Origin of the sequence: Rhizobium sp. BK399 (assembly GCF_014194695.1) — a bacterium.
GTDB lineage: Bacteria > Pseudomonadota > Alphaproteobacteria > Rhizobiales > Rhizobiaceae > Rhizobium.
Map to the genome: position 1 here is coordinate 57,574 of NZ_JACIAH010000009.1, position 12,873 is coordinate 70,446.

The following is a 12,873-nucleotide window of genomic DNA, read 5'->3' on the forward strand; positions in this document are numbered from 1 at the left end:
AAACCGGACTATCAGGCCGTTTCCAGCGTCCGGGGTGCTTTCGACGCATTTTCCTTTCGGACCTTTGCCTTCATCGGCCTGCCGCCGACGTAGACTTCGGCGATGCAGCGGTCGTCACCCATTGTCTGGAGAATGAAGAGTTCTTCGGCAAGCGATGTCACGGTATGCATGCGATATTCCATCGCTGACTTCGCCCTGGAATCAAGGATGACGATATCGGCATCGGCGCCAGCCTCGAGCGAGCCGATTGATCGTTCAAGCCCGAGTGCGAGAGCGTTGCCCCGCGTCATGCGGTAGAAGGAATTCAGCGGAGTGAGCCGCTGACCCTGCAGGTGCAGCACCTTGTAGGCCTCATCCATTGTCTCCAGCATAGAGAAGCTTGTGCCCGCCCCGACATCGGTTGCGACGGACCATCGCCCACCAAGCTTGTCGAAACGCGCAGCGTCAAACAGCCCTGATCCAAGAAAGAGGTTCGATGTCGGGCAAAAGACGGCGACCGCACCTGTTTCGCAAAGAGCGCCGACCTCCCGATCACTCATGTGGATGCAATGGCCTAGCAGCATGCGATCATTCAGCAGGCCGTACCGCGCGTAAATATCCGTATAATCCTTCGCTTCGGGATAAAGGGACGTGGCAAAGGTGATTTCATCACGATTTTCGGAGAGATGCGTCTGGACGTAGCAATCAGGGTGCTCGGCAACCAGCGCCCTGCTCATGTCCATCTGCTCAGGTGTGGAGGTGATGGCAAACCGCGGACTGATGGCGTAGCGTGCGCGGCCGCGGCCATGCCATTTCCCGATGAGCTGCTTCGTCTCGTCATATCCGCGCTGCGGTGTATCGCGGAGTTCGTCCGGCGCGTTGCGATCCATCATCACCTTGCCGCCGATCACGCACATGCCACGCGCTTCAGCTGCTGCAAAATATGCGTCGACGCTTTCCGGATGAACCGAGCAGTAGGCGACAGCAGTGGTGGTGCCGTTTGAAAGCAGTTCGTCCATGAAACGGTCGGCCACCTCTGCTGCGTGAGCGGCACGCGCGAACTTTTGCTCCTCGACGAAAATATAGGTGTTCAGCCATTCGAGCAGCTGCGCACCATAGGAGGCTATTGCCTGGGTCTGCGGAAAGTGCAGATGCGTATCGATAAAGCCTGGCAGAATGAGGTTCGGCCGGTGATCCACAACCGAAAGATTGGCGCCTGCCTCTCTGCTGATGTCGATGTAGGAGCCGAGCGCTGCCACCTTGCCGCCTCGCACAAGAACTGCGCCATCCTCGATATAGCGGTAGGACGATGTGTCATCGATGCCCTTGGGTTCGGCGACGAATGTCAGCACGCGGCCGCGGATAAGAATGTCGTTCATTGAACTTTCTCCGCGCTGATGGCGCTTTCGTACCAAGAGACAAGGAGGCGACGCTCCTCGTCGGAGATCTGCGTGACATTGGCCGGGGGCATGGCATGCGAGCGGCCAGCCTGCAGGTAGATCTCGCGAGCATGGGCGGCAATGTCCCTATCCGTATCAAGCACGACGCCCTTTGGCGGCGCGATGATGCCCTCCCAACCCGGCTCCTTCGCGTGGCACATCGAGCAGCGTCCCATCACGGTGTCGCGGACCTTGGGAAAGGCTTGAGCGGCGATGAATGGCTGCTGGTTGGCCGAGATCCTGGCATCTTCCGACTGACCCGTCAGCACCTTCGGGACCGTCGAGAGCCACATGATGGCAATGAACAGGAGCGCTGTGACAAGCCATGTCCATGTCGGATTGCCTGCATTGGCGTGGCGGGTATTGAAATAATGGCGGATCGTAACGCCCATCAGGAAGACGAGAGAAGCAATGATCCAGTTGAACTGGGTGCCGAATGCCAACGGATAGTGGTTGGACAGCATCAGGAACAGCACAGGCAGGGTCAGGTAATTGTTGTGCGTCGAGCGCTGCTTGGCGATCTTCCCGTACTTAGGGTCGGCCTTGCGGCCGGCGATGAGGTCGGCGACGACGATCTTCTGGTTCGGAATGATGATGAAGAAGACGTTCGCGGACATGATCGTCGCGGTGAAGGCCCCGAGATGCAGGAACGCAGCGCGACCCGTGAAGAGATGGGTGTAACCCCAGGCAACGCCGACCAGGATGAAGTACAGCGCCACCATCAGTCGTGTATTGTCATTGCCGAAGGGCGACTTGCAGATAACATTGTAGGTGATCCAGCCAAGCACAATCGAACCGAGCGATATCGCGATCGCGGCAGGCTTTGATACATCAAGGACGTTGGGGTCGATCATGTAGAGGTCGGCGCCGGCATAATAGACGAGACAGAGCATGCCGAAGCCGGAAAGCCAGGTGACATAGCTTTCCCATTTGAACCAGACCAGGTGGTCCGGCATGTTGGCGGGCGCAACGAGATACTTCTGGATCTGGTAGAAGCCTCCGCCGTGAACCTGCCATTCCTCCCCGAACGCGCCCAGTGGAAGATCGGGCCGCTTTTTCAGGCCAAGATCGAGCGCGACGAAATAGAAAGACGATCCGATCCAGGCGATCGCCGTGATCACATGCAGCCAGCGGACGGCGAACGTCAGCCAATCCCACGCGATAGCATATTCGTACATAGGGACCTCCCAGTTCTTGAGTACGGTTCTGCCATCGCGCGACTTCCCCGAAAATCCCGGTTAATCCTCGAACACTTTCAAAAAAATCTATAAGATCGCGCCGGTGCCCCTCGCGCAACGGTGTGGTAAAAACTCTCATGTCCTATCTCGACAATGTGCGTGTCTTCGTCCGGGTGATCGAACTCGGTACACTTTCAGCCGCGGGACGCGACCAGCGCGTGACCCCTGCGGTCGCCAGCAATCGCATCAAGGAACTGGAGATCCACCTCGGCGTCAGGCTGTTCAACCGTACGACCCGTAAGCTGTCGCCGACCGAGCATGGCCGCGTATTCTACGAAGGGGCGGTCAAGATCATCGAAGCGGTGAATGAGGCAGAGGCAGCAATCGCGGATCTGTCGCGCAATCCCAAAGGCTCGCTCAGAATTACCGCGCCGCTCGGCATTGGCCGCAGGCTGATCGCATCCGGCATCCCGGAATTCCATGACAAGTACCCGGATATCGAAGTGCGGGTGCGCCTTTCGGACCATAATGTCGACATCCTTGCCGAAGGTGTTGATGTTGCCTTCAAGCTTGGCGTGCTCGAGGATTCGAACCTGCACATGCGCGGCATCCTCAACTGCCAGCGCGTCTTGTGTGCCTCTCCGGCCTATATCGCGCGGCGCGGCCTGCCCGAAAACGCCGATGCGCTGATCGCCGACAAGCACGACTGTCTCTTGCTGCGCTATCCGGGTTCGAAGGAATATTTCTGGATGCTGGTGACCGCCGACGGCCCGCGCAAGTTCGATGTGGCTGGCCCCTATGACAGTGACGACGGCGATGTGCTGACGCAATGGGCACTGGAGGGTCGCGGCATCATCAACAAGCCGCTCTTCGAGGTAAAGGCCGATCTCAATGCAGGCCGCCTGGTGGAGATCCTCAAGGATAGCCCGCCAGCCTCTGTCCAACTCGCGGCAATCTATCCGCACAAACGCTTTCAGGACCCGAAGGTCCGGCTGATGATCGATTTCATGGCTGATCGTTGTCAGCGCTTGATCGGAAAGCTGCTCGAAGAGGAACCGGCTGTCGAGGCAGTTGCCGGCTGATTGCGCGACGCCGACCAGCTGAGCGCCGCAGTCGTGATTTCTGCTGCGGCAAGGGTCGCAATAACGGCCGGACGTTTGTCCTTAACTGCCGTTCCGCCAATCGGGCAGACGAGGTTGGCAAGCAGTTCTGGGGCACCGACCTCGCGTGACAGCCAGGTGCGAAATGTTGCCTTCTTCGTCTTCGAGCCAATCATGCCGACATAGGCGGCGTCCGGGCGCTGGAGCGCTTCGGCAGCAATCAGGAAATCCAGGGCGTGATCATGTGTGAGGATCACGAAACTGCTGCCGGCCGGTGCATCACGCACCACCGCTTCTGGCACGGCCGTCAGGCAGGTTTCGATGTGAGGGGCGGTCGAGGCACTGAGCTCGTCTTCCCGCGTATCCACGAGAACGACGCGAAGCGGTGCCAGCGACAGCGCATAGGCGAGTGCATCGCCGACATGGCCGGCGCCGAACACATACACATGAGGGCGTGTTGCGATGTCACGGTCGTTGCGTGCGATGAGGTCCCTGGCGATATCAGGGTTGAGCGCTGTGAAGACAAGGTTGACGCGACCACCGCAGCACTGGCCGATCTCCGGCCCAAGCGGCACATTCATCGCCGCAGCCGGGATCCCGAGGCGCAATGCCCGGCGTGCCTGATCGATGGCCATATGTTCGAGCTGGCCACCGCCGATGGTCGCAAAGGTTGCCCGTTCCGAAACGAGCATCCAGGCATCGGTGTCGCGCGGCGTGGAGCCTGCAGCGCCTGCCACCTCGATGAGGATAGATGCCGGTTCGCGTCGGATAAAATCCCGGATATTTTCGCGCGCTCCAAGCATCGGTCCTATCCCTTTTTCCCTGCCTTGACGCGCTCGATCGCCATCAGCACCCGCTCAGGCGTTGCAGGCGCATCGAGGCGCGGGCAGATCCGGTGGTCGGCAACGCTTGCCACCGCGTCCGAAAGCGCATGAAGCACGGAAAGCCCAAGCGGCAGCGGCGGCTCACCGACCGCCTTCGAACGATGGATGGTCGGCTCGTAGGCCTGTGACCAGTCTGTCAGTTCTACGTTGAAGACCTTGGGCCGATCGGATGCAAGTGGAATCTTGTAGGTCGATGGCGCATGGGTTCTCAGGCGCCCCTTTCCGTCCCACCAGAGTTCCTCCGTCGTGAGCCACCCCATGCCCTGGATGAAGCCGCCCTCGATCTGGCCGATATCGATGACCGGGTTCAGCGAGCGCCCGGTATCGTGAAGGATGTCGGTGCGCTCGACGATATATTCACCGGTCAGCGTGTCGACGGAGACCTCGGAGCAGGAAGCGCCGTAGGCATAATAGTAGAACGCGTGACCACGACCCTTGGAGCGGTCCCAATTTATCTTGGGCGTCTTGTAGAAACCGGCTGCAGAGAGCTGGACGCGCGCCATATAGGCTTTCTTGACGAGCACCGGGAAGGGAATTTCCTCAGCGCCGATGCGCACGCGGTTGGGAAGGAACAGCACCTCGTCGCGCGAAACCTTGTAAGTCTCCGCCGCAAACGCGATCAGCCGCTCCTTGATCTGGCGTGCGGCGTCCTGCGCCGCCATACCGTTGAGGTCCGCGCCTGACGAAGCGGCGGTTGGAGAGGTGTTCGGTACCTTGGCGGTCGTCGTTGCCGTGATCTTCACCCGGTCGAGGTCGATCTGGAATTCCTCCGCCACGACCTGCGCCACTTTCAGATGGAGGCCCTGCCCCATTTCCGTGCCGCCGTGGTTCATGTGCACCGAGCCATCGGTATACACGTGGACCAGAGCTCCTGCCTGGTTCGACTCCGTCTTGGTAAAGGAGATCCCGAATTTCACCGGAGTGAGAGCAATGCCGCGTTTGACAAGCCGGCTCCTGGCATTGAACTCCTGGATTGCCTGCCGGCGTCCGGCATAGTCAGCACTCTCCTCCAGTTCCGCGACGATGCGCTGGATGATGCAATCCTCCACCTTCTGGTGGTAGGGGGTGAGGTTGCGTTCGCCCTTAGCGCCCATCGGGTCGTAAAAATTCAGCTTGCGGATCTCAAGCGGGTCCTTGCCAACCGCAAATGCGATCTCATCGATGACCCGCTCTGCGCCCACCATGCCCTGCGGGCCGCCGAAGCCACGGAAAGCAGTGTTGGAGACGGTGTTGGTGTAGAGCGGGGCCGACTTCGCGCGAACGTGCGGCAGGAAGTAGGCATTGTCGCAATGGAACAGGGCACGGTCCCCGACCGGCCCGGAAAGATCCGCGGAAAAACCCGCCCGGAGCGCAAAGGTGTAATCAACGGCAAGGATGCGACCCTCGTCATCAAAGCCGATATCGTAGTCGATCGCGAAATCATGCCGCTTGCCGGTGGCAACCATGTCTTCATCGCGATCGAGGCGGATCTTGACGGCGCGCTTCAGCTTCTTGGCAGCAATGGCGGCGATCGCGGCGCATTGGTTGGCCTGGGTTTCCTTACCCCCGAAGCCACCACCCATGCGTCGTACCTCGACGGTCACTGCGTTGCTCGGCACGCCAAGTGCATGAGCGATCATATGCTGCGTCTCGCTCGGCCCCTGGGTTGAGCAATAGACGATGACGTCGTCGTCTTCACCGGGAACGGCCAGCGATACCTGGCCCTCGAGGTAGAAATGGTCCTGACCGCCGAGGCGCATGCGACCGGTCACTCGTCGTGGGGCGCCAGTGAGGACAGTCGTTGCATCACCGCGTTCAAGGGTCAGCGGCGTGACGACCTGGCGATGGCTCGACACGTCCAGATCCCAGATATCGATTTCGGCCGGCAGTTCCTCATACTCGATTTTTGCCAGACGGGCGGCGCGACGCGCCTGTTCGCGTGTTTCGGCAATCACGCAGAAGATCGGCTGGCCATAAAACTCGACCTTGCCTGATGCAAGCACCGGATCGTCATTCATGTAGGAGGGGGAGATGTCGTTGACCCCGGGTACATCCGCATGGGTCAGGACAGCGACCACGCCCGCGGCAGCACGCACGGCGGAAAGATCCACCGACTTCAGGATGCCGTGCGCCACGCTCGAAAGACCGAGGCCGGCATGCAGGGTACCAAAGGGTTCGGCGATGTCATCGATGTAGACAGCGGTTCCCGAGACATGCTTGCGAGCGGAATCGTGCCTTGGGCTGGAATGGACGCCGCCCGTGATCGTTTCGAGCTTGAGTTCGGTAGTGTGCTTGTTCATCGGCTTACGCGGCCTCGTATCTGTGCACCTTGACGGGTGTCGGGCTCAAGGTTGTTTCCATGTAGAAACGGAGCAGGAGGTTTTTTGCAACGAGCGCGCGATACTCTGCTGTGGCGCGCATGTCTGATAGCGGCGTGTAGTCTTCTGCGTATTTCTCCATCGCAGCCTCCACCGTCGCCTCGGTCCAGGGTTGACCGATGAGCGCCGCCTCGACGGCATGGGCGCGCTTTGGCGTGGCAGCCATGCCCCCATAGGCGATGCAGACAGATGTAACAGTACCATCGTCGGCAAGCGCCAGACGGAACGCGGCCAGCGTCGCGGTGATGTCCTCGTCGCGGCGCTTGGTTACCTTGTGGATGGCAAATTTTTCGTCTGCCTGCGGGACTGGCACATGCACCGCCTCGACGAACTCGCCGGGCTGACGATCCTGCTTTCCGTAGGCGATGAAAAAGTCCTGAAGGGCAATGGTGCGTCGTGTTGCGCCCCTGCGCAAGGTCAGCGTGGCACCAAGAGCAATGAGCGCCGGCGGCATGTCGCCGATCGGCGAGCCGTTGGCAATATTGCCCCCGATCGTGCCCATGTTGCGCACCTGCTGGCCACCTATCCTGGCAATGAGCTCAGCGAGCGGCGAAATTTGCTGCGACAAGACCGCCACCGCTTCGCTGTAGGTCACACCAGCACCGATGGAGATCAGGCCATCCTTCATGGTCATGGACTTCATCTCATCGAGCCCGGCGATGAAGACGACCGGCGTGATGTCCCGCATCTGCTTTGTCACCCACAAGCCGACATCGGTGGATCCGGCGACGATCGTGGCATTGGGTGAGGCCTCGAGAATGGACGCGAAGTCGTCGAGATTTGCCGGGACAACCAGGCGATCCTTCCCTTCGCCAATCTCGACGCGCGCACCGTCGCGCAAACCCTTCAGCCGCGCGATCATCGTTTCGCGTTCGAGGAGGAGCGGATCATTATCCGTCCCGCCATAGGCGGAAATCGCCCTCGCCGCACGCAGGATCGGCTCGTAGCCGGTGCAACGACAAAGATTGCCCTGCAATGCCGTCTCGATCTGCTGGTCGCTCGGGGATGGGGTTTGCATCCACAGCCCGTAGAGCGACATGATGAAACCGGGAGTGCAGAAGCCGCATTGTGAACCGTGATAATCGACCATCGCCTGTTGCACGGGATGCAGGTTGCCCTCGCTGCCGGACAGGTGCTCGACGGTGACGACGTGGCAGCCGTCCAGGGACCCGACAAAGCGGATGCAGGCATTAACGCCCTCGTAGACAAGGCTGCCCCCGGTGGTCAGGCGGCCAACGAGCACAGTGCAGGCTCCACAGTCGCCCTCGGCACAGCCTTCCTTGGTGCCTTTGAGCTGACAAGAGAGGCGCAGCCAGTCAAGCAGCGTCTGGTCCGGCGCGACCCCCGTCAGTGCAATGTCCTGTCCGTTCAGAATGAAGCGCAGCTCGTGGCGGATTGCAGGTCCCGTCATTGTTTAGCTCCCGCGGTAGGTGGAATAGCTGTAGGGCGAGACGAGCAAGGGAACGTGATAGTGCGCGTCCTCGTCGGTCACGCCAAAGCGGAGGGGGATGAGATCGAGAAAGCCGGATGCGGCGGCGATGCTTCGGAAATAGTCCCCGGCATGAAACCGCATCTCATAGGTGCCAGTCTTCAGCGCCTCGCCCGACAGGAGCGGCTCGTCACAACGGCCGTCGTCATTCGTCTCAGTGGTCTTGAGATGATGCAGCGCATCGTCCTCGACCCTGTAGAGGTCGATCCGCAGCCGATCGGCGGGCTTGCCATTGGCCGTGTCCAGCACGTGGGTCGTGAGGCGCCCGGCACCTTGCGAATCTGACTGCATGTTTTCTCCCAGAACAGAACACTCCTCTTCCACTATCCGACAGGACGATTTCCCTGAAAAGCAGCGAGATCCTTGAAGACTTTCAAATTTTCCAGGGGGAATGGCATGCATGATTTGAGTTTACAAACCAGCATGGACCAGAGGACTGACGATGCGGCGAAGCGGAGCAGATCGCGCCGTGAGCCTGTTCGCCGAGATCCACCGGGCGGCGCGTTGCGCCGGCCGAGCAGTAAGGGCGGCAGGACGAACGAGAGAGAAGAGGAATGAAAGAGATTGAGATAAGGCCGCTGAGCCGGGCGGCATTTTCCCCTTTCGGGGAGGTGATCGAGATGGAAGGCGCCGACAATTTCCCGATCAATGCGGGACGGTGCATCCGGTACCACGACCTCGCCAGGATCGAGACTACGGGCGAGAACGCGCGTCCGATGATCAGTCTTTTCCGCGCCGAACCCTGCCAACTACCACTGGTCCTTGAGCTGGTGGAGCGCCATCCTCTCGGAAGCCAGGCCTTCATCCCTTTGACTGACAGGTCGTTTCTGGTCATCGTCGCCGAGGAAACGGGAAATGGGCCCGGTGAACCGCTGGCGTTTCGAACAGGACCCGGACAGGGGATCAATATCGCCCGCAACGTCTGGCACGGCGTCCTCACGCCGCTTGATGCCCGCTCGGATTTCGCGGTGGTGGACCGGGGCGGCGACGGCAACAATTTGGAAGAACATGTTTACACTGAGCCCTTCCTTGTACGCTGATCACGGCCGCGATGTTTCATCGTTGGCCTGCCGTGCCACTGTCGCCCGTCTCCTCTATGCTGATGGGCTGACTTGTTCCTGCAGCTTATCCAAAATTGCTGAGATATAAGGACAGCAGTTGAGTCTGTGAGGAAATGCCAAGCTTGCGATAGACATTGCGTCGGTGAACTTTCACGGTGCCAGTCGAGATATTCAGCTTCAGGCCGATCGATTCCGAGGAATGGCCCTGCAAGACGAGCTCGACGATCGATGCCTCGCGACTTGTCAGGTTGAGGTCCCCCCATACGGCATCGGCGGGCGAGATATGCTCGCTTTGGCCCCGCTTGCGTCGGCGTTTGCCGCGCTTGGCCAATTGAGCATCGAAGCGTGGTGCAAGCCCCGCCCAATAGTGTCTGACCATGCTCGCAACGAGTGGCCTGGCTTTTTTCAGCGTCTCGAATTCTCGTGGCGGGAAGACACCGGTCTCCTCGCGGCGCATCAGCGACAAGACGATCGTGATGTCGTCGTCGGCGTTGACGAAGAAGCCAATTTCCTCGGCAAGTCCGGTCTGGACGTAGTAGGTGCGATAGTACTCGCTCGAGTAAAAGCGGTCGGGCGCCAGCTCGCGCATCCTCAGCACGCCTTCGCGGCGTTCGCGCGCGGTGTGGTAAAACGGGTCGAGCAGGTAGGGACCCGCCTGATAGAGGGTTACGAAGACGACATGCTCCTGTGTGTCGAACGTGTTATAGAGATCGATCGGCCGTTCTTTCCCGCGGTAGGCGAAGACAACCACATAGTCGAAGCGTACAAGTGAGCCCATCATCTGGCGGAGCGTGTCGCCGAACTCGACATCCGCCATAGCCGGCTTTCCGATCGTTGCGTTGAAGGCGCCGAACAGTGCCTCAAGGTCGGTGCTCATTGACGGATTCCCTTTGCCGCCCACGCGGAACTGCGCATTATCTCATATACACCTTCCACGAAGCCATGCGTGCTTAAATACCCCTTTCGGGGTATATACCTTGCGAGGCGCTCAGGCTTACTCTTTCCTTAACGACGGTGGCATTAAGGCAGCGCAGACTGCCAGATTCAAACCAACCGCAGGGAACAGACGTGGCATCCGCTTCGACGAACGATATCGAATTCCGTTCGGTCACAAAGAACTATGGCGCTGTGACCGCCGTGACGGACATCAACCTCAATGTGCCCAAGGGAGCGTTTCTCGCGCTCCTCGGCCCTTCCGGCTGCGGCAAGACGACATGCTTGCGCATGATCGGCGGCTTCGAACAGCCGAGCGATGGCGCGGTCCTGATCGACGGGCGCGAAATGAATGGCATTCCAGCCTATCGCCGTCCAGTCAACATGGTGTTCCAGCACTATGCGCTGTTTCCGCATTTCAATGTCGAACAGAATGTCGCTTACGGGCTGAAGCAGATGCGCCCGAAGATCGCAGCCGCCGAAATCGATCGCCGCGTTGCCGAGGCATTGGAGATGGTGCGACTGGGAGGCTTTGCCAAGCGGCGCATCCACGAGATGTCGGGCGGCCAACAACAGCGTGTGGCGCTAGCCCGCGCCATCGTCAACCGCCCGTCGGTTCTGCTGCTCGACGAGCCGCTTGCAGCACTCGACAAGAAGCTGCGCTCTGCCATGCAGATCGAGCTGCAGACGCTGCAGCGCGAGCTTGGCATCACGTTCGTACTCGTCACGCATGACCAGGAGGAGGCTCTATCGATGGCCGACGTCGTATGTGTGATGAGCGCGGGACAGATTCGCCAGCTCGGGACGCCCCAGGAAGTCTACGATCGCCCGGCCGATCTCTTCGTTGCCGATTTCGTCGGCAAGACGAACCGTATGTCCGCGACGATGGAAGCCGACGGCAAGACACTCCGGCTGGCGGATGGCTCGGCAATCATGCCTGGCACGCGCCTTGCGCCGGGCAAGGCGATAGCGGCCCTCCGTCCGGAGGCAATCCATCTGACACGCGGCAAGGCGGCAACCGCGACTTCGCTCAAGGGCATGGTGACGCACCGCATCTTTCTCGGCTCATCGGTCGAATATGCGGTGAGCGTGCCTCAGCTTGGCGACTTTCTGATCACTGCGGACCGGCGCAGCATGAACGAGAGCGATCTCGTGGAGCCGGGCGAAGAGGTTTTCCTCGGCTTCGACCCCACTGCCGTACATGTTTTTCCAGCATCGAATGCATAGACCAAAACACGGGAGCAGCATCATGAGCAAGGATTACAAGGACAATCTTCCCATTTCCGCCGAGGCCTTCATGGACGAGTTCATGCGGCTGAAGCGTGGCTCGATCAGCCGCCGCCATTTTCTCGGCGTCACCGGCCTCGGTCTTGCGACTGCCGTTCTGTCGCGCTTGCCCGGCGCACTTTCGACGCCCGCCTATGCCGCAGAAGACCTCGGCACGCAGATGTCGATCGCGACATGGCCTAACTATCATGATCCCGCGACCTTCGAGAACTTCAAGGCTGCAACGGGCGTTGCGGTCGAGGTGAACGTCTTTGGCTCGAACGAGGAGATGCTCGCGAAGCTGCAGGCCGGTGCTTCTGGCTGGTCGCTATTCGTGCCGACCAACTATACGATCTCGACCTACCATAAGCTCGGCCTGATCGACGAACTCGATCTTTCGAAGGTTTCGAATTTCAGCCAGAAGGACGAGAGCCCGCGCTTTACCAAGGAAGGCCAAATCGACGGCAAGACCTACGCCTTGCCGAAGAACTGGGGCACAACCGGCTTCTCGGTTAACACCTCGAAGCTCAAGACGAAGCTCTCGAGCTGGAAAGACTTCTTCGAAATCGCCCAGACAGAGGCCGATGGCCGGGCCATGGTGCATGATTATCAGCTGACGACGATTGGCAGCGCGCTGGTTTCGCTCGGCTACGATTTCAATTCGATCAAGCCGGAAGAGCTTGCGAAGGCCGAGGAGCTGCTGATCAAGGTCAAGCCACATCTGTTCGCAATCAACTCGGACTATCAGCCGTCGATGCGGTCGACAGATGCGTGGCTGACGATGTGCTGGACGAACGACGGCGCGCAGCTTAACCGCGACATGCCTGAACTGGCCTATGTGCTCGGAACGGACGGAGGCGAGATCTGGACGGACTACTACGCGATCCCCAAGGATGCGCCCAACAAGGCCGCAGGCTACGCCCTGCTCAACTATCTGATGGACCCGCAGAACGCGGTGAAGGAGCACATCGCAAACGGCGCGCCGACGACCGACAGTCGCGTCATATCGCTCCTGCCGATGGACGTCACGTCAAACAAGATCGTCTATCCGGACGAAGCTGCGCTTACCCCACTGGAGTTTGGTGCCGCCGTCACGCTGACCGATCCAAGCCGTGCCGAGCTCATGGCGCGCTTCAAGTCAGCCTGATCCAACCAGGCAATTCCGGTTCCCGCACCGATGGGGACCG

11 protein-coding genes are annotated in these 12,873 nt (G+C 60.0%); 4 read left to right on the top strand and 7 right to left on the bottom strand.

Annotated elements, in window-relative coordinates; genetic code table 11:
* Positions 1 to 11: 11 nt before the first annotated feature.
* The gene (gene guaD / locus FHT97_RS19280; RefSeq protein ID WP_183863935.1) at positions 12 to 1,358 is read right to left on the bottom strand and encodes a guanine deaminase; all 1,347 of its coding nucleotides are present in this window, start codon (positions 1,356 to 1,358) and stop codon (positions 12 to 14) included.
* The gene (locus tag FHT97_RS19285) at positions 1,355 to 2,596 is read right to left on the bottom strand and encodes a urate hydroxylase PuuD (protein ID WP_183863936.1); all 1,242 of its coding nucleotides are present in this window, start codon (positions 2,594 to 2,596) and stop codon (positions 1,355 to 1,357) included. The genes guaD and FHT97_RS19285 overlap by 4 nt, the downstream gene beginning before the upstream one ends.
* A gap of 137 nt (positions 2,597 to 2,733) precedes the next feature.
* Between FHT97_RS19285 and FHT97_RS19290 the strand changes: the two genes are divergently transcribed.
* On the top strand, positions 2,734 to 3,678 hold the full coding sequence (locus FHT97_RS19290; RefSeq protein WP_183756021.1) for a LysR family transcriptional regulator: 945 nt from the start codon (positions 2,734 to 2,736) through the stop codon (positions 3,676 to 3,678).
* Here the strand turns inward: FHT97_RS19290 and xdhC are convergent.
* From xdhC to uraH, 4 genes are read right to left on the bottom strand one after another with little or no spacing between them, the layout of a single operon-like run.
* A complete protein-coding gene (xdhC, locus tag FHT97_RS19295; protein WP_183863937.1) occupies positions 3,618 to 4,499 on the bottom strand; it encodes a xanthine dehydrogenase accessory protein XdhC in 882 nt (293 codons plus the stop codon). The genes FHT97_RS19290 and xdhC overlap by 61 nt on opposite strands.
* Before the next feature lie 5 nt (positions 4,500 to 4,504).
* Entirely contained in the window at positions 4,505 to 6,859 is a 2,355-nt protein-coding gene (gene xdhB / locus FHT97_RS19300) for a xanthine dehydrogenase molybdopterin binding subunit (RefSeq protein WP_183863938.1), read from the bottom strand.
* Between the two features lie 4 nt (positions 6,860 to 6,863).
* Positions 6,864 to 8,348: a xanthine dehydrogenase small subunit gene (gene xdhA / locus FHT97_RS19305; protein WP_183863939.1), complete on the bottom strand. Its 1,485-nt coding sequence runs from the start codon at positions 8,346 to 8,348 to the stop codon at positions 6,864 to 6,866.
* A gap of 3 nt (positions 8,349 to 8,351) precedes the next feature.
* A complete protein-coding gene (uraH, locus tag FHT97_RS19310) occupies positions 8,352 to 8,717 on the bottom strand; it encodes a hydroxyisourate hydrolase (protein WP_183756025.1) in 366 nt (121 codons plus the stop codon).
* A 263-nt stretch (positions 8,718 to 8,980) separates the two neighbouring features.
* On the opposite strand from uraH, the gene FHT97_RS19315 reads away from it, so the two are divergent.
* Positions 8,981 to 9,466, top strand: a complete 486-nt coding sequence (locus tag FHT97_RS19315) for an ureidoglycolate lyase (protein ID WP_183863940.1) — start codon at positions 8,981 to 8,983, stop codon at positions 9,464 to 9,466.
* A gap of 85 nt (positions 9,467 to 9,551) precedes the next feature.
* Here the strand turns inward: FHT97_RS19315 and FHT97_RS19320 are convergent, their stop codons facing one another.
* Positions 9,552 to 10,364, bottom strand: a complete 813-nt coding sequence (locus tag FHT97_RS19320; RefSeq protein ID WP_183756027.1) for a LuxR C-terminal-related transcriptional regulator — start codon at positions 10,362 to 10,364, stop codon at positions 9,552 to 9,554.
* Positions 10,365 to 10,555: 191 nt separating this feature from the next.
* Between FHT97_RS19320 and FHT97_RS19325 the strand changes: the two genes are divergently transcribed.
* The gene (locus FHT97_RS19325; RefSeq protein ID WP_183756028.1) at positions 10,556 to 11,647 is read left to right on the top strand and encodes an ABC transporter ATP-binding protein; all 1,092 of its coding nucleotides are present in this window, start codon (positions 10,556 to 10,558) and stop codon (positions 11,645 to 11,647) included.
* 22 nt (positions 11,648 to 11,669) lie between these two features.
* A complete protein-coding gene (locus FHT97_RS19330; protein ID WP_183863941.1) occupies positions 11,670 to 12,833 on the top strand; it encodes a spermidine/putrescine ABC transporter substrate-binding protein in 1,164 nt (387 codons plus the stop codon).
* Positions 12,834 to 12,873 lie beyond the last annotated feature (40 nt).